Origin of the sequence: Pseudomonas sp. rhizo66 (assembly GCF_031931925.1) — a bacterium.
GTDB lineage: Bacteria > Pseudomonadota > Gammaproteobacteria > Pseudomonadales > Pseudomonadaceae > Aquipseudomonas.
Genome location: NZ_JAUJWZ010000031.1, coordinates 20,974 through 44,590 on the forward strand (window position 1 = coordinate 20,974; position 23,617 = coordinate 44,590).

General features: G+C 58.8%; 23 protein-coding genes. 12 read left to right on the forward strand and 11 right to left on the reverse strand.

Features of this window, described 5'->3' with window-relative positions; translation table 11 throughout:
- The first annotated feature begins 190 nt into the window (after positions 1-190).
- Both QZR14_RS26790 and QZR14_RS26795 read left to right on the forward strand, forming a co-directional pair.
- On the forward strand, positions 191-1,021 hold the full coding sequence (locus tag QZR14_RS26790; protein WP_250605058.1) for an undecaprenyl-diphosphate phosphatase: 831 nt from the start codon (positions 191-193) through the stop codon (positions 1,019-1,021).
- Positions 1,018-1,449 (forward strand): DUF1294 domain-containing protein, encoded by a 432-nt coding sequence (locus QZR14_RS26795; protein WP_311998191.1) that lies wholly within the window; start codon positions 1,018-1,020, stop codon positions 1,447-1,449. Before QZR14_RS26790 ends, QZR14_RS26795 begins: the two co-directional genes overlap by 4 nt.
- A gap of 118 nt (positions 1,450-1,567) precedes the next feature.
- Here QZR14_RS26795 and QZR14_RS26800 read toward each other — a convergent pair whose 3' ends face one another.
- Together QZR14_RS26800 and QZR14_RS26805 are read right to left on the reverse strand one after the other, a co-directional pair.
- Positions 1,568-1,927: an MmcQ/YjbR family DNA-binding protein gene (locus tag QZR14_RS26800; protein ID WP_311998192.1), complete on the reverse strand. Its 360-nt coding sequence runs from the start codon at positions 1,925-1,927 to the stop codon at positions 1,568-1,570.
- Positions 1,924-2,832, reverse strand: a complete 909-nt coding sequence (locus QZR14_RS26805) for a LysR substrate-binding domain-containing protein (protein ID WP_311998193.1) — start codon at positions 2,830-2,832, stop codon at positions 1,924-1,926. The genes QZR14_RS26800 and QZR14_RS26805 overlap by 4 nt, the downstream gene beginning before the upstream one ends.
- A gap of 128 nt (positions 2,833-2,960) precedes the next feature.
- Between QZR14_RS26805 and QZR14_RS26810 the strand changes: the two genes are divergently transcribed.
- Both QZR14_RS26810 and QZR14_RS26815 read left to right on the forward strand, forming a co-directional pair.
- Positions 2,961-3,572 carry an FMN-dependent NADH-azoreductase gene (locus tag QZR14_RS26810; protein WP_116030393.1) on the forward strand — a complete coding sequence of 204 codons (612 nt, stop codon included), beginning with the start codon at positions 2,961-2,963 and terminating at the stop codon, positions 3,570-3,572.
- 235 nt (positions 3,573-3,807) lie between these two features.
- Entirely contained in the window at positions 3,808-4,845 is a 1,038-nt protein-coding gene (locus tag QZR14_RS26815) for an alpha/beta hydrolase family protein (protein ID WP_250605061.1), read from the forward strand.
- Between the two features lie 99 nt (positions 4,846-4,944).
- Here QZR14_RS26815 and QZR14_RS26820 read toward each other — a convergent pair whose 3' ends face one another.
- Entirely contained in the window at positions 4,945-6,132 is a 1,188-nt protein-coding gene (locus QZR14_RS26820) for an MFS transporter (protein WP_311998194.1), read from the reverse strand.
- 280 nt (positions 6,133-6,412) lie between these two features.
- The gene (locus QZR14_RS26825) at positions 6,413-7,999 is read right to left on the reverse strand and encodes an ABC-F family ATPase (RefSeq protein ID WP_123450015.1); all 1,587 of its coding nucleotides are present in this window, start codon (positions 7,997-7,999) and stop codon (positions 6,413-6,415) included.
- A gap of 378 nt (positions 8,000-8,377) precedes the next feature.
- Here QZR14_RS26825 and lpxO point away from each other — a divergent pair, with 378 nt between their 5' ends.
- Complete coding sequence (lpxO, locus tag QZR14_RS26830) at positions 8,378-9,277, forward strand: lipid A hydroxylase LpxO (protein ID WP_122598150.1); 900 nt, start codon at positions 8,378-8,380, stop codon at positions 9,275-9,277.
- A gap of 164 nt (positions 9,278-9,441) precedes the next feature.
- On the opposite strand, the gene ku is transcribed toward lpxO, so the two are convergent.
- Positions 9,442-10,308, reverse strand: a complete 867-nt coding sequence (gene ku / locus QZR14_RS26835; protein WP_250605063.1) for a non-homologous end joining protein Ku — start codon at positions 10,306-10,308, stop codon at positions 9,442-9,444.
- Between the two features lie 189 nt (positions 10,309-10,497).
- Here ku and QZR14_RS26840 point away from each other — a divergent pair, with 189 nt between their 5' ends.
- The gene (locus QZR14_RS26840) at positions 10,498-10,818 is read left to right on the forward strand and encodes a hypothetical protein (RefSeq protein ID WP_311998195.1); all 321 of its coding nucleotides are present in this window, start codon (positions 10,498-10,500) and stop codon (positions 10,816-10,818) included.
- Between the two features lie 52 nt (positions 10,819-10,870).
- A complete protein-coding gene (locus QZR14_RS26845; RefSeq protein WP_311998196.1) occupies positions 10,871-12,025 on the forward strand; it encodes a PQQ-dependent sugar dehydrogenase in 1,155 nt (384 codons plus the stop codon).
- A gap of 107 nt (positions 12,026-12,132) precedes the next feature.
- On the opposite strand, the gene QZR14_RS26850 is transcribed toward QZR14_RS26845, so the two are convergent.
- Positions 12,133-13,233, reverse strand: a complete 1,101-nt coding sequence (locus QZR14_RS26850) for a peptidase C39 family protein (RefSeq protein ID WP_250605066.1) — start codon at positions 13,231-13,233, stop codon at positions 12,133-12,135.
- Between the two features lie 92 nt (positions 13,234-13,325).
- Here QZR14_RS26850 and QZR14_RS26855 point away from each other — a divergent pair, with 92 nt between their 5' ends.
- From QZR14_RS26855 to nudC, 4 genes are all read left to right on the forward strand, one after another.
- A complete protein-coding gene (locus QZR14_RS26855; protein ID WP_250605067.1) occupies positions 13,326-14,900 on the forward strand; it encodes a RimK family protein in 1,575 nt (524 codons plus the stop codon).
- A 7-nt stretch (positions 14,901-14,907) separates the two neighbouring features.
- Positions 14,908-15,831 carry a magnesium transporter CorA family protein gene (locus QZR14_RS26860; protein ID WP_250605068.1) on the forward strand — a complete coding sequence of 308 codons (924 nt, stop codon included), beginning with the start codon at positions 14,908-14,910 and terminating at the stop codon, positions 15,829-15,831.
- Between the two features lie 204 nt (positions 15,832-16,035).
- Positions 16,036-16,848 (forward strand): crotonase/enoyl-CoA hydratase family protein, encoded by an 813-nt coding sequence (locus tag QZR14_RS26865; protein ID WP_311998197.1) that lies wholly within the window; start codon positions 16,036-16,038, stop codon positions 16,846-16,848.
- Positions 16,849-16,854: 6 nt separating this feature from the next.
- Entirely contained in the window at positions 16,855-17,685 is an 831-nt protein-coding gene (nudC, locus tag QZR14_RS26870; protein WP_122607227.1) for an NAD(+) diphosphatase, read from the forward strand.
- Here the strand turns inward: nudC and QZR14_RS26875 are convergent.
- The 3 genes from QZR14_RS26875 to QZR14_RS26885 form a co-directional block, all read right to left on the reverse strand.
- On the reverse strand, positions 17,653-18,432 hold the full coding sequence (locus tag QZR14_RS26875) for a TSUP family transporter (protein WP_311998198.1): 780 nt from the start codon (positions 18,430-18,432) through the stop codon (positions 17,653-17,655). The two genes, nudC and QZR14_RS26875, sit on opposite strands and share 33 nt — an antisense overlap.
- A gap of 242 nt (positions 18,433-18,674) precedes the next feature.
- Positions 18,675-19,154 (reverse strand): nuclear transport factor 2 family protein, encoded by a 480-nt coding sequence (locus QZR14_RS26880; protein WP_311998199.1) that lies wholly within the window; start codon positions 19,152-19,154, stop codon positions 18,675-18,677.
- Positions 19,155-19,208: 54 nt separating this feature from the next.
- The gene (locus QZR14_RS26885) at positions 19,209-19,772 is read right to left on the reverse strand and encodes a TetR/AcrR family transcriptional regulator (RefSeq protein WP_311998200.1); all 564 of its coding nucleotides are present in this window, start codon (positions 19,770-19,772) and stop codon (positions 19,209-19,211) included.
- 204 nt (positions 19,773-19,976) lie between these two features.
- On the opposite strand from QZR14_RS26885, the gene pssA reads away from it, so the two are divergent.
- Positions 19,977-21,320 (forward strand): CDP-diacylglycerol--serine O-phosphatidyltransferase, encoded by a 1,344-nt coding sequence (pssA, locus tag QZR14_RS26890; RefSeq protein ID WP_311998201.1) that lies wholly within the window; start codon positions 19,977-19,979, stop codon positions 21,318-21,320.
- 132 nt (positions 21,321-21,452) lie between these two features.
- Here pssA and efeO read toward each other — a convergent pair whose 3' ends face one another.
- Both efeO and efeB read right to left on the reverse strand, forming a co-directional pair.
- Complete coding sequence (efeO, locus tag QZR14_RS26895) at positions 21,453-22,277, reverse strand: iron uptake system protein EfeO (RefSeq protein WP_186623277.1); 825 nt, start codon at positions 22,275-22,277, stop codon at positions 21,453-21,455.
- 27 nt (positions 22,278-22,304) lie between these two features.
- A complete protein-coding gene (efeB, locus tag QZR14_RS26900; protein ID WP_250605073.1) occupies positions 22,305-23,603 on the reverse strand; it encodes an iron uptake transporter deferrochelatase/peroxidase subunit in 1,299 nt (432 codons plus the stop codon).
- Between the last annotated feature and the right edge of the window lie 14 nt (positions 23,604-23,617).

Sequence of the window (23,617 nt, forward strand, 5' to 3'; positions counted from 1 at the left end):
TTGTCTGTTAGGATTTCGGCCCCGCGCGTGAAAACCTGAATCCAAATTGATATTTCACGGAATTTTGACCGTTTCGTGTGGATCCTGTGCGTGCGGAATCGGTACAGCCATTTGCAGCTACGCTGATCGCAGTGAACGCTAGAAAAATACTATCGGAGCATGCCCGCGCGCATCGCTCTTTGGGGGATTGATGGATCTTTGGACGGCCTTGCAGGCACTGATACTAGGAGTTGTAGAAGGGCTGACGGAGTTTTTGCCCATTTCCAGTACCGGACACCAGATCATTGTTGCCGACTTGCTCGAGTTCGGCGGCGAACGGGCCATGGCGTTTAATATCATCATCCAGCTCGGCGCGATCCTCGCGGTGGTCTGGGAGTTTCGGCGCAAGATTCTCGACGTGGTCATCGGCTTGCCGACCCAGCCGAGCGCACGGCGTTTTACCGCCAACCTGCTGATCGCGTTTCTGCCCGCCGTGGTGCTCGGCGTGATCTTTGCCGACCTGATCCACGAATACCTGTTCAACCCGATTACCGTCGCGGCCGCGTTGGTGGTGGGCGGCATCATCATGTTGTGGGCGGAAAAGCGTCAGCATGAAGTGCACGCCGAAACGGTCGACGAGATCACCTGGAAAGATGCCCTCAAAGTCGGTTTCGCCCAGTGCCTGGCGATGATCCCCGGCACTTCGCGTTCCGGCTCGACGATCATTGGCGGGTTGCTGTTCGGCCTGTCCCGCAAGACCGCCACCGAGTTTTCCTTCTTCCTTGCGATGCCGACCATGGTCGGTGCGGCGGTCTACTCGGGCTACAAGTACCGCGACCTGTTTGTGCCTGCGGACTTCCCGGTGTTCGCCATCGGTTTTGTCACCGCGTTCATCTTCGCCATGATCGCCGTGCGCGGCTTGCTCAAGTTCATCGCCAGCCACAGCTATGCGGCGTTTGCCTGGTACCGGATTGTGTTCGGTCTGCTGATTCTGGCGACCTGGCAGTTTGGCTGGGTTGACTGGGCGGCGGCCAGGCCATGAGTGATTCCCGCGCACGCCGGCCCGAGGGGCGTCCTTCGGGCGGCAACAATATTCAGCATCTGAAGCTGAAACTGGTGGTTCTGCTGATCGTCTGCGCGTTGCCGTTGTTCGGCTCGGTGTCGATGTGGTTGCGCGGGATCTCTTTGGTGCCGCTGACGGCTTACGGCGTGGTCAGTGTGTTGGCGTTCTTCATGTACTGGGCGGACAAACGCAAGGTGCGCACCGATGCCTGGCGCACACCGGAAAACATCCTGCATGCCGTGGAACTGGCGGGCGGCTGGCCGGGTGCGTTGATCGCCCAGCAGGTGTTCCGGCACAAGACGCGCAAGGTGTCGTTCCAGATTCTGTTCTGGGTGATTGTGCTGCTGCATCAGGTGTTCTGGATCGACCAGTTGTTTCTTGGCTCGAACCTGCTAACCCTGTTTTGAACACACCGCAATTCCCTATGTAGGAGCTGCCGAAGGCTGCGATCTTTTGATCTTGCTTTTAAAAGATCAAAGTCAAAAGATCGCAGCCTTCGGCAGCTCCTACACAGGGGGATTGGGGTTACAGCAATAAACCGATTTGGGTTTTTTTCGGCAATTTGCTCACCACCAGTTGATGCGAACGCTGCAGTAATCCCTGCAACTCCTCAGCAGCCAACGGGTAAGGCGGGTGCATGATGATCCACTGCGCCCGCGCCAGATACGGCGCCGGATGAATGCCGGGGCGGTCGCAATGACCGAGAAACAGATCCTTGTCGACCTTGAACGCCAGCGAGTCCCCGCGCAGCCCCTGCAAGGCAAACATCTTGTTGCCGGCAATCGAAAACACCCGCACGCCGCCCCACTTGTAATCTTCCCGAGCGCCCGGCAATGCCAGGCAGAACTCCGCCACGTCGGCTTCGCTCATCTTTCCCTTGCTCATAACAACCGCTCCCCACAGGCATTGAACGATTCGACCAGATGATCGATCCATGCGCGCACCGCTGGCATCACTCCGCGCCGATGCGGATACACCGCTTGCAGCCAGCCACCGGGCAGAGACCACTCTGGCAGCATCTGCACCAGCGTGCCGTTTTCCAGTTCCGCTTCGCAATACATCATCGGCAACAGGGTAAACCCCTGACCGGCAAGGACGCAGGTTTTGCGCACGACAAAATCGTCGATGCCCAAGCGAGCCTCCATGTTCAGTTCGAAACTGTGGCCCTGCTGATCGAGCAGACGCACATGGACCATGCGATCCGCCTCCAGCGCGCCCAACACGGGCAGATGCTTCAGGTCTTGCGGATGGTTGATCGTTTTGCCTTGCAAAAACGCCGGACTGGCCACCACGACCATTTGCGCCTGACGCAAACGCCGGGTCACCAACAGCGGATCCTCGTCACCGTGTTCACGCACGCGCAGCGCGACGTCAAAACCTTCGCCGACCAGATCGACCCGGCGATTGAGCAACACCACTTCCAGTTGCACCTGAGGGAATTTGCCGAGGAAGTCGCTAATGACCCACGGCAACATTTCCCGGGCCAGACCGGTGGGGCAGGACACGCGCAGCCGACCGCGCGGCTCGCTCGACATGCTCGCCACCGCCTCATCGGCCATTTCCGCTTCCAGCAACATTGCCTGACAGTGACGCAAGTAACGTTCGCCAACCGCAGTGAGATTGAGTTGTCGGGTGGTGCGCTGCAGCAAGCGTGCGCCGAGGCGTTCTTCCAGTTCGGCAATGCGCCGTGACAAGCGGGACTTGGGAATCCCGAGCAATCGCCCGGCCGCAGCAAAACCGCCGGCCTCGACGACTTTGGCGAAATAGTAGAGATCGTTGAGGTCTTGCATCAGGGATATCCGACTGTTCTATCAGTGGGACAAACTATCGCATTTCAGGCGGCTAATCATCCATTGGTTTCTTGCGTAGGATTGTCTCCATTCCGTCGCCACCGGCGATTCCTTCCAGGAGATTCCACATGAAACTGCTGCATATCGATTCGAGCATTCTGGGCGACAACTCGGCTTCCCGTCAGTTGAGCAGCGAAGTCGTCAAAGCCTGGCAAGCCGCCGAACCAAGCGCCGTGGTGACCTACCGCGACCTGGCCGCTGACGCCATCAGCCATTTCTCGTCGACCACCCTGGTGGCTGCCGGTACCACTGCTGAACTGCGTAACGCCGCACAACAGCACGAAGCCGAACTGAGCGCTTCGACCCTGGCCGAGTTCATCGCTGCCGACGCGGTTGTAATCGCCGCTCCGATGTACAACTTCACCGTACCGACCCAACTCAAGGCGTGGATCGACCGCGTTGCTGTTGCCGGTCAGACCTTCCGTTACACCGAAGCCGGCCCTGAAGGCCTGTGCGGCGGTAAGAAAGTGGTGATCGTTTCCACTTCCGGCGGCATTCATGCCGGTCAGGCCAGCGGCATCGCTCACGAAGAATACCTGAAGCTGGTACTGGGCTTCCTCGGCATCACCGACATCGAAATCGTCCGTGCCGAAGGCCTGGCGTATGGCGATGAAGTGCGCAACAACGCCATGACCGCTGCACAAGCGAAGATCAGCGAGCAACTGTTCGCCGCCGCGTAAGGCTTGCGTAAAGAACAGCTGATGTTCAGGTAATACCCAAAAAACTCTGTATTCTGGTTCCGCAAGGGGTGAGTACGGAGTTTTTTGTTTCTGGCTGTTACATAATCTGGCCCGGGTTATGCAGTCACACAATCAGCGTCTGAGTGCATTGTCGTATCGGAACACCGCATCCCCGGGGTTCAGGCCCGCAACGCAACGGACCTTTCGATTGAGTAACAACAGGGTGGGGCATCCCATGATGCGTCTTTGTGCAACGTTACTGATTTGCCTGCTTGGCAGCCTTGACACAGTGCATGCCGCGCCTGGGCGACACCCGGTCTGGAGCGTCGGTTATCACGAGATGACCTTCCTCGATCCGCTAGACTTGCAACCGATGCGCGCCATCGCCTTCTATCCTTCCAGCGATCGCGAGCACATGAGCCTGCTCGAGGGTTATTCGGTCGAGGCCGGCGAAGACACCAAAGTCGCCATCGGCCGCTTTCCGATGCTGATGTTGTCCCACGGCAACACCGGCACGCCGCTCGCGCTGCACGACCTGGCGACATCGCTGGCGCGCAAAGGCTTTGTCGTGGTGGCGGTGATTCACCCCGGCGACAACTCCAAAGACCACAGCCGACTCGGCACCCTGAGCAACCTCTACGGGCGGCCGATCCAGATTTCCGAAGCCATCACCGCGACCCTGGGCGACCGCATGCTTGCGCCCTACGTCAACGCCGATCAGGTCGGGGTGATCGGTTATTCCGCGGGCGGAGAGACCGCGTTGATCCTGTCCGGGGCGCAACCGGATCTGGATCGCCTGCGTCGGTATTGCCAGGAGCGCCCGGACGATCGTGATGCCTGTAACACCCAAGGTGAGTTGATCGTTGATCGGGATGATCTGCAACCGGTGGCCGATCCGCGCGTGCATGCCTTGCTGTTGATGGCGCCGTTGAGTCTGAAGTTTGGCCGTCACACCCTGGCCGATGTGCATGTGCCGGTGCTGCTCTATAGCGGCGATGGCGACAAACTGGTGGCTTTCGACAAGAACGCCGCAGCGCTGGCGCGCAAACTGCCGACGGCGCCGGATTTCAAATTACTGGCCGGGGCAGGGCACTTCGTCTTTATGGCGCCGTGTAATGAAGAGCAGATTCGCGCGATGCCGGCGCTGTGCACCGATGCCGATGGTGTGGATCGTGAGGATATCCATCGCAACCTGATCTCGGAGGCTGGACGGTTCTTCTCGCACACCTTGGGTAAACCGACCCGGGCCGGGATGCAAACCGCAGATCAATGATCAAAAGATTAAAAGATCGCAGCCTTCGGCAGCTCCTACATGGGAATACCGTTCAACCTGTAGGAGCTGCCGAAGGCTGCGATCTTTTGACTTTGCTTTTCAGCTTGTTGCCCGGCGCTTTAGCAGCAAGGTCAGCCCCAAGCCGATCACTGACAACAGAGCCGCACTGAAGAATATCCACGCATACCCCAGATTCAACGCGACCGCGCCCATCAACGGCCCGGCAATCGCCAGTGCCAGATCGAAGAACACCGCATAAGCGCCCAACCCGGAACCGCGGCTGGAACTGGGCACCTGCTTGATCGCCTCGACACCCAACGCCGGATACACCAGCGACAGGCCAAACCCCGCCAGTCCCGCGCCGATCAAGGCAAATGCGGTGGACGGTGCCAGCCACAACAGCACCAGCCCCACGGTTTCGATGGTCATGCAGGCGATGGCTGACCTGAAACCGCCGAAACGACTGATCGCCGAGATAAACATCAGCCGCGACAGGATGAAGCACACGCCAAACACCGTCAGGCAATACGCCGCGCCGGTCCAGTCACGGTTGAGATAATACAGCGTGATGAAAGTGGTCAGCGTGCCGTAGCCGATCGAGGCCAGGGTCAGGCTGGCGCCATAGGGGGCGATTCGCCCGAACACTGCCCAGAATGGCAGCCGTTCGCCACGGATCACCGGCACTGACGGTTTATTGCGGATCAGCAGCAGTGCGCCAGCCGCGAGCACGGCTAGCGCGATGCCCAGACTGGTGTAGCCGTAATCGGCGACCATCACCACACCCAACGGCGCACCAATGGCAATTGCTCCATAGGAGGCGATGCCGTTCCAGCCGATCGATTTTGCCGTGTGCTCGACGCCGACCTGGCCCATGCACCAACTGATCGTGCCGACGCCAATCAAGCCCTGCGCGATGCCGAGCAGCAAACGGCCGATGATCAGAATAATCAGGCTGGCCAGCGCAAAGTCCTGCAGCAGCGTGGACACCAGCGTCAGCAAACCGCTGAGGACAATCCCCCACAAGCCATAGATGATTGCCCGTTTGGTCCCGAGCGTGTCCGACATGCGCCCGGCCATCGGCCGGCTGAGCAGGGTGGCCAGGTACTGCGAGCCAATCACCAGCCCGGCGATGACCGCGCTGAACCCCAGTTGTTCATGCACATAACCGGGCAACACCGCGATCGGCAGACCGATGCAGAGGAACGCAATAAAGGTGTAGAACACGATGGAGACGATCTGCAGGGTGATCGCCATGGAGCGTTGCGGTGGCTGTTGCTGCGCAGACATGAGGACTCGTTCGCGGGCGGCGGTGGGAGAGCTCGCATCATGGCGTGGGCGCCATATAAAAGAAAGCAGGCTAACTATCTTTCCTGAGGATTGATGTCGCCGCTGATGGCCCCTTCGCGAGCAGGCTCGCTCCCACAGGGGAATGCATTCCAAAGGTGGGAGCGAGCCTGCTCGCGAAGGTAGTCGCACCAAAAAATCCCTCACCCTGAAATGCAAAAAGCCCCGTCACACAGGACAGGGCTTTAGCTTGAAGCTAGCAGCTCAACACTTGAAGCTGCTTTTAGAACACAACGCCCTGACTACGCAGGTAGTCATCGTAAGTGCCGCTGAAGTCGGTCACGCCATCCGGGCTCAGCTCGATGATGCGCGTGGCCAGGGACGATACGAACTCACGGTCGTGGCTGACGAAAATCAGCGTGCCCGGGTAGTTCTCCAGCGCCAGGTTCAGCGCCTCGATCGATTCCATGTCCAGGTGGTTGGTCGGTTCGTCCATCACCAGCACGTTCGGCTTTTGCAGGATCAGCTTGCCGAACAGCATGCGACCTTGCTCACCACCGGAAATCACTTTTACCGACTTGAGGATCTCGTCGTTGGAGAACAGCATGCGCCCCAACGTACCGCGAATCATCTGCTCGCCCTGTGTCCACTGACCCATCCAGTCGAACAGGGTGACGTCGTCTTCGAAGTCGTGTGCGTGGTCCTGAGCGTAGTAGCCCAGTTCCGCGGCGTCGGTCCACTTGACGCTACCGGCATCCGGGGTCAATTCGTTGACCAGGGTGCGCAGCAGGGTGGTTTTACCGATACCGTTCGGGCCGATGATCGCTACGCGCTCGCCGGCTTCAACCTGGAAGCTGAAGTCTTTGAACAACGGCTTGCCGTCGAAACCCTTGGCCATTTTTTCGACCATGACCGCCTGACGGTGCAGCTTCTTGTTTTGCTCGAAGCGAATGAACGGGCTGACACGGCTCGAAGGCTTGACTTCGGCCAACTGGATCTTGTCGATCGCCTTGGCGCGGGAAGTGGCCTGCTTGGCTTTCGAGGCGTTGGCCGAGAAGCGGCTGACGAACGATTGCAGCTCGGAAATCTGCGCTTTCTTCTTGGCGTTGTCCGACAGCAGTTGCTCGCGGGACTGGGTCGCCACGGTCATGTACTCGTCGTAGTTGCCCGGGAACAGGCGCAGCTCGCCGTAATCCAGGTCAGCCATGTGCGTGCACACGCTGTTCAGGAAGTGACGGTCGTGGGAGATGATGATCATCAGGCTGTTACGCTGGGTCAGCACGTTTTCCAGCCAGCGGATGGTGTTGATGTCCAGGTGGTTGGTCGGTTCGTCGAGCAACAGCACTTCCGGATCGGAGAACAGCGCCTGCGCCAGCAGCACGCGCAGTTTCCAGCCTGGCGAAACTTCGCTCATCGGGCCGAAGTGCTGCTCGATGCCGATACCCAGGCCCAGCAACAGTTCACCGGCACGGGATTCGGCGGTGTAGCCATCCATCTCGGCGAATTCGGTTTCCAGCTCGGCCACGGCCATGCCGTCTTCTTCCGACATTTCCGCCAGCGAGTAGATGCGGTCGCGCTCGGCCTTGACCTTCCACAGCTCTTCGTGACCCATGATCACGGTGTCGATCACGGTGAATTCTTCGTAAGCGAACTGGTCCTGGCGCAGCTTGCCCAGACGCACGTTCGGCTCGAGCATGACTTGACCGCCGGACGGGTCGAGGTCGCCGCCGAGGATTTTCATGAAGGTCGACTTGCCGCAACCGTTGGCGCCGATCAGACCGTAGCGATTGCCCGCACCGAATTTGACCGAAACGTTTTCGAAGAGCGGCTTGGCGCCGAACTGCATCGTGATGTTAGCTGTAGAAATCAAGAGTTTTTCCTGCGAAGCATTCTGAGTAGCGAGGGTGCGGCTGGAGCGCTTGGCCCGAGTCAAAGTGCGCTGAAGCGGGAAAGTCCCGTCATCAACCAAGGGGGGCGCGTAAAGTTTGGCGGCGATTGTACTGGTCTGGCTCTTTAAACGATAGGGCGATCACGCCACGATCGCCGATTGGTGCATATGCCGGACAGTTTTTCACAGATGAACGCTCACCCTCAGTTACAAACTGTGGCTAAAATGCCACCTTTCACCGAGCGTCCGGTTACGGCGCGGGCCAAGGACGTGCCATGTGTATTCAGACCACTGCATAAGACGTTGGGCCACAGGCCGCCAAGCGCGCAGTTTGTTCACTTTTGACGTGTGACGATTTCCGTGAAACTCATCATTGCTGCTATTTATGTCATTTCCATTGCATACGTTCATCTGCGTGGGCGTGTGCGACACAAACTCGGTCGACAGCTGAGCGACCATTCGACGTTTCTCGCGCCGATCAACTGCTTCCTTTATCTGTTTTCAAAAAAGCCGAACAAGCCATACCTGGACCCGAGCGAGTTTCCTGACTTGAGCCCGTTACAGGCGCACTGGGAAGAAATCCGTGAAGAAGGGCAGAACCTGCTGCGTGCCGGCGAAATCAAGCGTTCTAACCAGTACGACGATGTCGGTTTCAACTCGTTCTTCAAAAGCGGCTGGAAGCGCTTCTACCTGAAGTGGTACGGCGAGAGCCATCCGTCGGCGATGAAGCTGTGCCCACGCACCACCGAACTGGTGCAGAGCATCGGTTCGATCAAAGCCGCGATGTTTGCCGAGCTGCCACCGGGTTCGAAACTGGTGCGTCACCGTGACCCGTACGCCGGTTCCTATCGCTATCACTTGGGCCTGGACACGCCGAACGACGCCGGCTGCTACATCAATGTCGACGGTGAGAACTACCACTGGCGTGACGGCGAAGCGGTGATGTTCGACGAGACGTTTATTCATTACGCCGAAAACACCACCGACAAGAACCGCATCATCCTGTTCTGCGACATTGAACGGCCGATGAAGTACCGCTGGGCCGCGGCGTTCAACGCCTGGTTCAGCCGCACGGTGATGTCGGCTGCCGGCGCGCCGAACGATGCAGGCGACCGCACGGGCGGGATCAACCGCTTGTTTACCCGGATCTACAAGATTCGTCTGCGTGGCAAAGAGCTTAAAAAGCGCAATCGCAAGCGCTACTACATGGAAAAGTGGGCGATCTTCGGTGGTTTGCTGGCGATCTTCATTCTGATTTGAATTTTTGCATTGCTTTGGCTGGCCCCTTCGCGAGCAGACTCGCTCCCACTTTAGTCTCGAGTGAAAGCAATTTTTGCATTCGACTCAGAACCCTGTGGTAGCTAGCCTGCTAGCGATAACTCTCTCAAATACAACCTGTCAGTTACCTGACGATTCTTGGATTGTCATTCGCCGGATGCCTTCTTTGTCCTCTTGGCTGGCGCTGCTTTGGTGGGGGCTTTCGCCTTCGGCTTCGCCGCTGCTTTCCCGCCCAGGCTGCGTTTAAGCAGCTCGGTCAGGTCGATAACATCGGCAGTCTTGCGCTCCTCCTCGCCACCGACCGTTTCAACATCCTCGATCTTGCCTTCATGGGCCTTTTTCTCGACCAGGGCCATGATCTTGTCTTCAAACTCGTCTTTATAGTCCTCTGGCTTCCAGTCCGCGCTCATGTCCTCAACCAGCCGCTTGGCCATGTCCAGTTCACCCTTGGCCAGTTGCGGCTTGGTCACCTCGCTGCCCAGTTCCAGTTCGTCGAGACCACGGACCTCCTGTGGCCAGCGCAACTTCACCAGCACCAGCGCCGATTCCAGCGGCATCAACGCCGCAAGGTATTGCCGTGTATGCAGCACCACCCGGGCGAGCGCGACCTTATTGGTTTTGCTCAAGGTTTCGCGCAGCAACGCGTAAACCTTGCCGCCACGCTTGTCCGGCGCCAGGTAATAAGGCGTGTCGATGTTTTGCAGGGGAATCTGTTCAGCGTCAACAAAGGAAAAGATGTCGATAGTCTGCGTCGAGACAGGGTGCGCCGAGCGGATTTCCTCTTCGCTGAGCACCACATAGCGACCCTTTTCATAGGCCACGCCTTTGACGATGTGCTCCTTGGTGACTTCCTTGCCGGTGACCTTGTTCACCCGTTTATAACCCACGGGATCCATGCTGCGACTGTCGAGCCAATCGAAATCCACGCCCTGCGACGAAGTCGCCGAGACCAATGCGACAGGGATGTGCACCAGTCCGAAACTGATTGCGCCTTTCCAGATTGCCCGAGCCATGGGGAGTTCTCCGAGTGATGATCGGATGACCTGCGGCCGCGGCTGAAAGTTTCCCCGGAATGCGCGGGTTGCCAGCAACCTGGTCAAGCCGTGTTACATGTTGTTTAAGCCTGACGGGTTAACAAATCCGAACCCTCGGCGTAGCGTGGACTCGAAGGCTCTATCCCCGGCCCACCGTGAGGCAGCGTCATGAACCGAATTCTGCTTGGCATCGTCGTCCTGGCCCTCAGTGGCGGGCTGGTTCATGCCGACGTCCTGGTGGCGCAAAGCCCCACCGGCAACAGCAATAACCCCTACAACAGCCCGATCCGTCGGGCCAACCCGAACAGCATGCAGGGCACCCAGCCCAGCGCTCCGCCCATTCGCGGGCCGAACACGGTACCGACGCCGCGTCAGCCTACCGTCGAGAATCGAGGCATTGGCAACGGCCAGCCGATCCGTTCGGTGCCGAATAAATCACCCACCTTCATTCCCAATCCACCTTCGCGCAGCGGAGACAGCAACCGTTGAGCGGCAGGACTGCGGTTCTGTCGGCCCCTGAGACGAACAAAAGGAATCGTGCATGTTGCGTAAAACCCTTCTAGCCACACTGTGTGCCGGTGCGCTGATCAGTGCTCCGGCCTTTGCCGCCGCACCCAAGGAGCTGCAGAGCGAACAGGGCACTCTCGAAGTCACGACCATCACCGCAGGCCTTGAGCATCCCTGGGCGCTGGCGTTTTTGCCGGATCGTAAAGGCATGCTGGTCACCGAGCGTCCGGGCCATCTTCGCGTGGTGGCGGCCGACGGTACGCTGTCGGCGCCGATCTCCGGCGTGCCGCAGGTCTGGGCCAAGGGGCAGGGCGGGTTGCTGGATGTCGCGCTGTCGCCGGACTTCAAACAGGATCGTCTGGTCTATCTGTCCTATGCCGAAGGTGGCGGTGCCGGCGACAAGGCCGGCACTGCTGTGGGTCGCGGGCGACTCTCGGATGACTTGAAGACGCTGAAGGACTTCAAAGTGATCTTCCGTCAGGAACCGAAGCTTTCGGTCGGCAATCACTTCGGCTCGCGGCTGGTGTTTGATCGCGACGGCTATCTGTTTATTACCTTGGGTGAGAACAACGACCGGCCGACCGCGCAGGATCTCGACAAGCTGCAAGGCAAGGTCGTGCGCATCTACCCGGATGGCAAGGTGCCCGATGACAATCCCTTTGTCGGCCAGTCCGGCATTCGCCCGGAAATCTGGGCCTACGGCATACGCAACCCGCAGGGCGCGGCGCTCAACCCCTGGACCGGAACGCTGTGGGAAAACGAACACGGCCCGCGCGGTGGTGATGAGGTGAACATCATCGAACGCGGTAAGAACTACGGCTGGCCACTGGCGACTCACGGTATCAATTACTCGATGCAGCCGATCCCCGAAGCTCAGGGTAAAACCGCCGAAGGCACCTTGGCCCCGCACCATGTGTGGGAGAAATCACCGGGCGTCACTGGCATGGCGTTTTACGATGCCGATCGTTTTAAACCGTGGCGACACAATGCGTTTATCGGCGCGCTGGTGACTCAGGAGCTGATTCGTTTGCAGTTCGATGGCGACAAGGTCGTGCATGAGGAGCGCTTGCTCGGCGAACTCAAGCAGCGGATCCGTGATGTGCGGCAAGGGCCGGACGGGTATTTGTATGTGCTGACGGATGAGGAGAAGGGTTCGCTGTACAAAATCGGCCTGAAACCCGAACTTTAAAGAAGATTCCCCTGTAGGAGCTGTCGAGTGCAACGAGGCTGCGATCTTTTGATCTTGTTTTTCAGAATCAAAAGATCGCAGCCTTCGGCAGCTCCTACAGGTGGTTCTCACGTTTCGCGGGGGTATAAAACCACCGCCGCGCGCAATTTACCCCGGCCAAACCGGCACATTTTCTCGAATTCGCCATGGCTCACCGGCACATGCTGGCAGTCCATGGGTTGCCGATGCTGGCTGTGGTCGACATCCGGGTCATGCAGATACACGAAGTCCTCATCGCAATCGGTCACGATCACCCAGTGCGGGGACTTGGAGCGGGTCAGTCGATAGCTGCTGATCAACACCAATGGCTGCCCGCCGGCATCGAGTAAACGCGGCAGATCCAGTGGCGCACCGATTACACACTCGACATCGGTCTCCTGCAATTGCGCCGAGAACTCATCATGTACCAAACGCATGACGTCTTTTTTATGCGCATCCCGCACACCATCTAGGAATAACGGACCGCTCATGCTCAGCGCCATGCGCACCCGAAACCCGCGACGCCACGCCGCCAAAGCCAACCCCTGCGGGCTGCACCCGCCATGCCCGGAGGTCATGAACACCGTCGTCGCTTCCCGCCAGACCTGCAACTCTTCTCGACGCTCCAGTAACCGATCCGATTGCAATGCACCCATGGCCATCAACAGACACGCCGGGCCACAGGTGAAATCGGTGGTTTGCGGGTAATAAGGCACCTTGATGCTGCGCGAGTCGCGGTGCTGCAGAATGCGTTTCTCCAGGCGCAGCGCGTCGGCGTGGTCTTCGTAGTAATCATGAATCAGCGCAAAACGCCGGTAGCCATTGCGTTCATACAGGGCAATGGCCGCCGGGTTATCGATGCGCACCTCCAGGCGCAGGTACGCACAATCGTGCTCCAGCGCCATCGCTTCGATGCGTTGCAGCAGTTGCTTGCTCAGACCGGTCCCTCGCGCTTCAACGGCCAGTGCAATGGAATACAGCCGCGCGAGCGAAGTGCCGCGATGAAACAACACCAGCGCATAACCCAGCAATTGACCGTCGTATTCCGCCACCAGCAACTGCCCGTGAGCGCGGGTGATCATCCAGTGAAAGCTGCGACTGGTGAGCCGGTCCGTGGTGAAACATTGCATTTCCAGTGCCAGCAGCGCCGGCAAGTCTTCAACTACCGCCAAACGAAAAACAGCCTTCATATGACCACCGTAAAAGTTGCGTAACGAAACGAGACTTTCAAAAAACTTCGTGCTTAATAGAAAAGGTCTTGTTCTCCAACGGATCAATCTCTATGTCAGCGGTACAGGGTCATTGGCGCGAAGTATCCGAGCAAAGTTTGCCGGCGGCAACTTATTTAAGTTCATCGATCAAAGCCGCCAGTCAAGTATTGATAATTGTCGAGCGCAAGGAAGACTGGGCTTCATACTTCCCCAGCGAAGACATCCTGACGGCTCAGGAGTATCTCGAGCGCAGCCGTGACAGCGAACCGGGGAAACGCGTGCAGGTGATCAATCTGTGCCGTAGCTACAAGTATCTGGGCCACGGCTACTACTGCTCGCTGCTGGCCGAGGCGCGTGGGCACAAGGTGATTCCGTCAGTGCGTACCATCAGCGAGCTGACGAAAAAATCACTGTATGGCCTGGCGCTGGATGATCTCGATAAAACCCTTGAGAAGGCCCTCAGTCATCATCTTTACAGTGACACCGAAGGTTTTACCCTGACCCTGTATTTCGGCCGGACCCATATCGAGCCATTACAGGATCTGGCCCGACAGTTATTTGAAGTGTTTCCCTGTCCGATTTTGTTAGTTGAGTTTCGCCGAACTAACGGTTGGCACATCGAAGGTATAAAGTCCGGTGCTCTGCACAAGTTGCGTGATGATCAGGAAGATCAGTTTGCCAACGCGCTGGACGGTTTCAGTCGTAAAGTCTGGCGCGTGCCACGTTCACCGCAAGTGGCGCGCTATGACCTGGCAATATTGCACGATCCGCAGGAGGCTTTACCGCCGTCCAACGCCAAGGCACTGGCGAATTTTGTCCGGGTCGGCAAGGGCATGGGCATCGATGTTGAACTGATTGAGCGCAAGGATTACGCGCGTCTGGCCGAGTACGACGGCTTGCTGATCCGCGAGACCACCAGCGTCGACAACCATACCTATCGATTCGCCAAGAAGGCCGAAAGTGAAGGATTGGTGGTCATGGATGACCCGACGTCGATTCTGCGCTGCACCAACAAGGTCTACCTGACGGACTTGCTCAACAGTCATCAACTGGGCATGCCCGCCACGGAAATCCTCTACAAGGAGCGACCCGAAGACTTCGAGCGTGTGGGCGAGCGCCTCGGCTTTCCGCTGGTGCTGAAAATCCCCGATGGCTGTTTTTCCCGTGGTGTGATCAAGGTCGAAAGCCAGCAGGCTTTGCTTGAAGCGACTGCCGAACTGTTCGAACACTCGGTGTTGTTGCTGGCGCAGGAGTTTTTCTACACCGAATACGACTGGCGCATTGGCGTGCTCAACCGCAAACCGATCTTCGCCTGCCAGTACTTCATGTCCAAGGGCCACTGGCAAATCTACAACCACAAGGCCAAGGGGCAGGACGTCAACGGCGAATGCCGGACCATGGCGATCCACGAAGCACCGCGCGCGGTGGTGGAACTGGCGGTGAAGACCGCCAACCTGATCGGCGACGGGCTCTATGGTGTCGATCTGAAGCAGGCTGGCGACAAAGTGGTGGTGATTGAAGTCAACGATAACCCCAACCTCGACGCCGGTATCGAAGACGCTTATTTGCACGACGATCTCTATGCACTGGTGCTGGAAGAGTTCGTGCGCCGCCTGGAACTCAAGCGTCGCGGTCAGGCCTGGTGAGGCGCCGATGATCAACAGCTTCGCACTCAGCCACGGCGCCCTGCAGCGGGTCGAACGACTGGACGCCGAGGTGATGCTGTTCAGCAACCCCGATGCCGCCGAACGCGACTTGCTGCACAGCCATTTCAAGGTCGACGAGCATGCACTGGCGTCAGCGCTGGATCCGGACGAGGTGTCGCGCATCGAGTTCCATCCCGACCATTTGTTTCTGATCTGGAAACGCCCGGAAAACTATTCCGGGGGTGGTAGCCTGGCGTTTGAAGTGTCGTCCTGCGGGTTGCTGTTTGCGCCGGGGCAATTGTTGGTGATTGCCACCGACGACACGCCGCTGCACGGCCTCGGCACCCGCCAGCCGTTGAACACGCCGCTGGATGTGTTGCTCGACTTGCTGTTCAACAATATCCATCACTACCTCGGGCACCTGAAGGTGATCAAACTGGTCGCCCGCGAACTGCAGCAGAAATTCAACGCCTCGATGCAGAATCAGCATCTGGTGCAGATGTTCAACCTCAGCGAAAGCCTGATCTATTACATCAACGCGCTGCACAGCAACGGTGCGGTCCTCACGCGGCTACGCAATCACGCCGAGAAGCAGCATTTCGGCAGCGAAGCGCTCGGCCTGATCGACGACCTGATCATCGAAAACAACCAGTGCTACAAGCAGGCGGAAATCTACTCGACGGTGTTTTCCGGGCTGATCGATGCGCGTGGCAACCTGATGAACAACAGCATGAACAACCTGCTGCGCAAACTGACGTTGATCAACGTGGTGTTTCTGCCGTTGAACCTGATTGCCAGTATTGGCGGCATGTCGGAGTTCAGCATGATGACAGCGGGGACGCCGTGGTGGATTTCCTACCCGGCGTTTCTGGCGGTGATGTTGCTGGGGGCGGGGGGGATGTTGTTTGGGCTGCGGCGTTTGGCCAGATGAGTGGGGTTGTGCAATAACCCGGGTAGGAGCTGCCGAAGGCTGCGATCTTTTGATCTTGGCTCTTAAAAACAAAATCAAAAGATCGCAGCCTTCGGCAGCTCCTACAGGGGAGTAAGCACTGCAGTCCCGCATTTGGCCGAACCGCCACTGTGATGCCTTGTTATAGTTCGGGCCTCATTTTCAGCCCGGTAAAGGATCACTGCCATGACTCAATACTCCGCCTTCAGCGTCGAACTGGCCGACAACATCGCCCATGTGCAGATCAATCGTCCGGAAAAGATCAACTCGATGAACGCGACGTTCTGGAGCGAGATCGTCGAGATCTTCCAGTGGATCGACGACACCGACGAAGTGCGCGTGGTGGTGCTCAGCGGCAACGGCAAACACTTTTCCTCCGGCATCGATCTGATGATGCTCGCCGGCGTCGCCAATGAACTGGGCAAGGACGTCGGCCGCAACGCGCGCCTGCTGCGCCGCAAGATCCTCACCCTGCAAGCCTCGTTCAACGCCGTCGATAATTGCCGCAAACCGGTGCTGGCAGCGATTCAGGGTTATTGCCTGGGGGGCGCCATCGACCTGATCGCCGCTTGCGACATGCGTTACGCCGCCGAAGACGCGCAATTCTCGATCAAGGAAATCGATATCGGCATGGCCGCCGATGTTGGCACTTTGCAACGGTTGCCACGGATCATCGGTGACGGCATGCTGCGTGAACTGGCTTACACCGGTCGCACCTTCGGCGCTGACGAGGCGCGCAGCATCGGCCTGGTCAATCGCGTCTACAGCGACAAAGACGCGCTGCTTGAAGGTGTTTTGGATATCGCCCGAGAGATCGCTGCGAAGTCGCCGATCGCGGTCACGGGCACCAAGGAAATGATCAGCTACATGCGCGACCATCGCATCGACGACGGTCTCGAATACGTTGCCACCTGGAACGCCGCCATGTTGCAATCCACCGACTTGCGCGTGGCCATGGCCGCCCATATGAGCAAACAGAAACCCGAATTTCTGGACTGAGAAACCATGACATCTCGCTGGACCACTGCAGTACTGGACACCGATCAACCCGGCGGCTGGGCCGTGGCACGCAGCCCGGAAGGCTTTCTGTTCGATGACAACGGCGCGCTGTTCCCTCGGGAATGGCTCAAGCGTCAGGACTTGTCGGTCCTCGCCGAGCACGGTATCGGCCATCTCGATGGCGAGCCGGTGTACTTGCTGGAATTGCGCAGTGCCAGCGAAGTGTCGGGTTGTAACTGGAAAGGTTTGCGGGCGTTCATGCTCGACGGTGATCACACCATCTACAAAGTGCTTGGGTATGCCGCACAGATCGGCACCTGGGCCCGTGAGCACCGTTTTTGCGGCAATTGCGGTCAGGCGATGACCCAGGTGCCGCGCGAGCGGGCGATGTACTGCCAGCCGTGCGACCTGCGCAGTTATCCGCGTATTTCGCCGAGCATGATCGTGCTGATCACCCGTGGCGACGAGATTCTGTTGGCGCGCTCACCGCGATTCGTCACCGGGGTTTACAGCACGCTGGCCGGGTTCGCCGAACCGGGCGAGTCGGCCGAGGACTGCCTGATTCGTGAAGTGCGCGAAGAAGTGCAGATCGAGGTGAAGAACATTCAGTACATGGGCAGCCAGTGCTGGCCGTTCCCGCATTCGATGATGCTCGGCTTCCATGCCGAGTACGCCGGTGGCGAGATCGTCTGTCAGGAAGACGAGATCGAAGACGCCCAATGGTTCAACGTGCACGATCTGCCGCCGCTGCCGGCGTCGAAATCGATTGCCCGGTACCTGATCGACGTCTACGTGGCGCGGCGTTTAGGCCACGCTGAACCAGTGCTGCCAGGCTAGGCGCACGGTCAAACCCAGCACCACGGTGATGAACACCGGGCGAATGAACTTGGCGCCGCCGCTGATCGCGGTGCGCGCGCCGAAGAACGCGCCGACCATCACCGACAGGCCCATGCTCAGGCCGATGATCCAGTCCACCTGCCCGGAAAACACGAACACCGACAGCGCCGCAATGTTGCTGACGAAGTTCATGCTGCGCGCCACACCGCTGGCCTTGACCAGATCGATCGGGTAGAGCAACAGGCTGCTTACCGTCCAGAACGCGCCCGTGCCGGGGCCGGCAACGCCATCGTAGAAACCGAGGCTGAAGCCTTGGCTCGATTGCCATTTCTTTTTGATCGGTGCGTTGCTGTCCAGCGGCGCTTTCGGTGTACCTCCGAACAACAGGTACAAGCCGCAGGCGAACACAATCACCGGGAGCATTTTGTTCAACCATTCCGCCGGCAGGTAATGGGCGACGATGGCGCCGGTCAATGCACCGACCAACGTGCCGACGATGGCGTGGGTCCACTGTCGCGGGTGGAACAACTTGCGTTTGTAAAAGGTGAAACTGGCGGTGGCCGAACCGAACGTCGAGCTGAGTTTGTTGGTACCGAGCACCAGATGCGGTGGCAGGCCAGCGGTCAGCAGGGCGGGCGTGGTCAGCAGGCCGCCACCGCCAGCGATGGCATCGATGAAACCGGCAATGAAAGCGACAAAGGCCAGAATGGCGAGGGTGGTGAGGTCAACGCTGAGTTCGAAAGGCATGGAATCGGCTTATTCGGCAGGGCGCAGAACGTGAGCTGCGGGGAGGGCGGTCATGTTACCTGTATCCAACTGTTGCGGCGACCCGGTTGACGCCTGCGAGCAAGCACGCTCCTACATTTTGAATTGTGTTCCACCTATAGGCGTGTGCCTGCTCGTGAAAGCGGTGTGTCAGTCACATCTGCATTGACTGATACGACGCCTTCGCGAGCAGGCACGCTCCGACAATTGAAATCCCTGTGAAATTAGAGGCCGAGTTCGCTCAGACCCGGATGATCATCCGGACGCCGACCCAGTGGCCAGTGGAACTTGCGTTCGCTCTCCTTGATCGGCATGTCGTTGATGCAGGCGTAGCGCTGGAACATCAGGCCATGCTCATCGAATTCCCAGTTTTCGTTGCCGTAGGAACGGAACCAGTTACCCGAATCATCGTGCCATTCATAGGCGTAACGCACGGCGATGCGTGTGTCCGAGTAGGCCCAGAGTTCCTTGATCAAACGGTAATCCAGCTCTTTCGCCCATTTGCGGGTCAGGAAGGCCTTGGCTTCTTCGCGGTTGTTGGCGAATTCGGCGCGGTTGCGCCACTTGGTGTCGAGGGTGTAAGCCAGCGATACCCGTTCCGGGTCGCGGGAGTTCCAGCCATCCTCGGCCAGTCGAACTTTCTCGATGGCCGATTCACGGTTGAAGGGCGGCAATGGCGGACGTACCTGGGCTGCAGTAGACATATCAGTCTCCCGATCTAATTAATAAATAAACAACAAGTCCGGCTTATCAAGGCGTTACAGGTCCAATAACTTTCGCGCCATGCATTGCGCATTATCGGCGGCACTGTGATCACCCATCACAAGCGCTACGGTAATGGCACCGTCAATCAGGATCAGCAGCTGTTTGGCCAGCAGTTGCGGATCCTCGGCACCATGTTCGGTACACAGCTCGCACACGTAGTCGAGCAGCTTCTGTTTGTGTTCTTTCGCCACCTGCCGCACCGGGTCTTGCGGGTCACCGGTTTCGCCGCTGGTGTTGATGAATGCGCAGCCGCGAAAGCCTTCCGAGGCAAACCAGCTCTTGAGCACGGTAAACAGGTTGAGCAGGCGATCGGCCGGGGTTTCGGCCTGATCGACAGCGCTTCTGTACCAGTGCATCCAGCGCACGTCACGGCGTTGCAGGGCGGCGACGGTCAGTGCGTCCTTGTCGGCAAAGTAGCGGTAAATGCTTTTTCTGGAGACGCCTGCGGTTTTCACCAGAAGATCCATGCTGGTGGCAGCGATGCCACTTTTGTAGATCAACTTTTCGGTGACATCCAGAATGATGTCGCGTGTGCCATTGCTAGTGATTTCGTTCATGCGGCTAACAGTAGAACGATTGTTCTCCTTTGGCAATGGTATTTTAGGATCAAAAGATCGCAGCCTTCGGCAGCTCCTACATTGGCCCGTGTAGGAGCTGCCGAAGGCTGCGATCTTTTGATCTCTTTATGGGCACTAACAAGACCCGAAGGATGCGATGGTGTAAGCTCTCGAGTTCTTCGGATTCGACCCATTGCGAGCCCTATGCCGTTGCTTTTCAAACGCTCCTTGCTGCCCAAATTGCGCAGCTTTCCGCTGACCGCCGAGGCCGTGACCATTCTGTCCGGTGCCGCCGAGTTCCGTCGTTGCCTGCTGGAGAAAATCGCCACGGCGACCCAGCGCATCTACATCGTCGCGCTGTATCTGCAGCAAGACGAAGCCGGTCAGGAAATCCTCGATGCTCTGCACGCCGCCAAGCTCAAGCGTCCTGAGCTGGAAATCGCCGTGGTCGTCGATTGGTTGCGCGCCCAGCGCGGGCTGATCGGTGCCGGCAAGCAGCCGGGCAATTCGGCGTGGTATCAGGAAATGACCCGCACGCACCAGAGCGAAGTGCCGGTGTACGGCGTGCCGGTGCAGACCCGCGAGTTGTTCGGTGTGCTGCATTTGAAAGGCTTTGTGATCGACGACTGCGTGGTCTACAGCGGCGCGAGCCTGAACAACGTTTATCTGCACAAATTCGACAAGTACCGCTTCGACCGTTACCACGTGCTGCAAAGCCACGAACTGGCTGACTCGATGCATCACCTGGTCAAGCACGGCCTGATCGAATCAAAAGCCGTGCATCGTCTCGATCTGCCGAACCTGCCGACCACGCGCAGCCTGCGCAACGACATCGGCGATCTGCGCAGCCGTCTCAAATATGCGACGTACGACACTGCCAACGGCAGCACCGCCCGAGAAGGCCTGTCGGTCAGCCCGCTGCTCGGCGTCGGCAAGAACAACCCGTTGAACCGGGCGATTCTCGAGCTGATCGCCAGTGCGCAAAAACAACTGACGATTTGCACGCCGTACTTCAACCTGCCGCTGGGGGTGATTCGCGAGATCAACCGCGCGCTGGCCCGTGGTGTGAAGATCGACATCGTGGTCGGCGACAAGACCGCCAACGACTTCTATATCCCGCCGAGTGAGCCGTTCAAGGTCATTGCAGCGTTGCCGTATCTGTACGAGATCAGCCTGCGCCGTTTTGCCAAGCGCCATCAGCGCAACATCGACAGCGGTCAGTTGAACCTGCACCTGTGGCGTGACGGCGACAACACTTATCACCTCAAGGGCATGTGGATCGACCAGCGCTATACGTTGCTGACCGGCAACAACCTCAATCCACGGGCATTCCGCCTGGATCTGGAAAACGCCTTGTTGATTGATGACCCGAAGAGCGAGTGGCTGGAGCCACGGGCGAAGGAGCTGGAAGAGATTTTCCGCCATACCACGCGGATCGACAGCTTTCAGAGTCTGGAGACGCTGCCGGAGTACCCGGCCGGAGTGGCCAAGTTTCTCAAGCGCGTGAGTCGGGTGCGGATTGAGCGGTTGCTCTACCGGATTTTGTAGCGCTGCTGAAAATGCCATCGCTGGCAAGCCAGCTCCCACAGTGTCCTCGGTGATTCACAAATATTGCGTACGCCGAAGAACCTGTGGGAGCTGGCTTGCCAGCGATGGGGCCAGTCCAGACGCTACAAAAACCTAATTCAGACCCAGCTTGCCACGCAACGTGGACAGGTCTTCCGCCAGGGTATTCACCGGCCCGACCAGCGCTTTACGGTCGTTATCCTTCACCTTGTCATACGTCTCGAACCCGCCATCCTTGGTCTTGTACTTGGCCAGAATCTTGTCGACCGTGGCAAAGTTCTTGTCGACCTTCGCGACAAAAGCCTTGTCCTGCTGTTCGATCTGCGGACGGAACAGGTCGACGATTTTCTTCGCGCCGTCGATGTTGCCCTGGAAGTCGTACAGGTCGGTGTGGCTGTAGCGATCTTCTTCGCCGGAGATCTTGGTCGCGGCGACCTCTTCCAGCAGCGCGGCGGCACCGCCGACGACTTTCTCAGGCGGGAAGGTCAGGCCGGCCACGCGGGTCTGCAGGTCTTTGACGTCGCTGTTGAGCTTGTCTGCCAGTTCGTTCAGGCCTTGGGTGCTCTTTTCCGAGAACAACGAGTACTCGATGCGGTGGAAACCGGTGAAGTCGTCCGCCTTCACGCCTTTCTCGTGGTCGTCGACGCGCGAGTCGATGGACGCGTCGAGGTCACTGAACAGCTCGGCAATCGGCTCGATCGACTCGTAGTACACGCGGGTCGGTGCGTAGAGCTTTTGCGCGGTGGCCAGATCACCTTTCTTCACGGCGTCGGTGAATTGTTGGGTGTGGCTGCCCAGTTCATCCAATTGCTCGGTGACGTAAATCTTGTAGTCCGAAACCGGCCCCACCAGATCCAGCGGTGCTGTGGCGGCAAACGCCGACAGCGGGGTGTTGAGCAAACCAAGGGTCAGCAATAACGCGAGTGGCGTCTTTTTCATCGGGGCGGCTCCAGTGTCGAGATTGTTTTATGCGGCTGTTTTCGGTTGTGTGGCGTTGAGCAGCGAGCGACCGATGAAGTCCTTGTCGCCCGTGACACCCGGCAGGGTGAAGAAGTAGCCGCCGCCGACCGGTTTGAGGTATTCCTCCAGCGGCTCGCCGTTGAGGCGGGTCTGCACGGTGATAAAGCCTTTTTCCAGGTCGGCCTGGTAACAGATGAACAGCAGGCCCATGTCGAGCTGACCGTTCTTGTTCACGCCATTGGAATAATTGAATGGCCGGCGCAGGATCAGGTTGGCCTGGGTTTCAGCCGTGCGCGGATTAGCCAGGCGAATGTGCGCGTCGAGCTTGGTCAACTTGCCGGCCGGGTCTGTGCTGTAATCCGGCACTTGGCTTTCGTGTTGGGCGCCCATCGGCGCGCCGGTGGTTTTGACCCGGCCGATGATGCTTTCCTGTTCCTGCAACGGTGTGCGATCCCAGCGCTCGACGAAGTTGCGGATGATCCGCACCGCTTGATAGCTGCCATGCGCGGCCCAGGCCGGTTCGTCGCTGCCCGGTTGCACCCAGACCAGGCGATCCATGGCTTTACTGTCGTTGGAGTCGGGGTTGGCCGAACCATCGCGGAAGCCGAGGAAGTTGCGCGCCGATTGCGCCGGCACACCCGGTTTCGCCGGGGCTTGCGGCGGCACGCTGCCTTCCTGCTTCCAGCGCACCAGCAGCAGGTCAGGGAGGTTTTTGACGATGTCGCGCAGGGCGTGAATGTTGGTGTCGGCGGTGTTCGAACAGAACTGCAAACTCAGGTCGCCATGGCAGCAATCGGCGTCCAGCGCATCGTTGGGAAACCCGACCATGCGGATCAGACGCTTGGGCTTGGCCTCGGCCAGACCGAAGCGCTCGTCGAACAGCGACTCGCCGACCGAAACCGTGATGGTCAGGTTGTCCGGGGTGACGTTCGGGCCAAGGATGCCGGAATCCGGTGGCGGCAGTTTCGGGTCGATTTGTGCGACCGGGCCGCCCTTCATCAGAAACGCAATGCGCTCGTTGAGCGTGCGGAACAGCCGCTCAAGGTCTTCGCGATCACTGGCCAATACGTCGAATGACACCAGCATGCCCGACGCCGGGCGCGGGGTGACGATGCCGGTCTGGTGCACGCCGTGGAAATCGTGGCGGTCTTCGGTCTTGTCGCTGCTCGGTGCTTCGGTGACTTGTGCCGGCGCGGCGGCCATGGCCGGGCAGCTCAGGGCGGATCCGGCGAGGGCGACACCGGCGGCGCCCATGCCCATCAGGACACGGCGACGTTGCAGGTTGAGCGTTTCTAGATCTTTCATCGGGAATGGGTCTT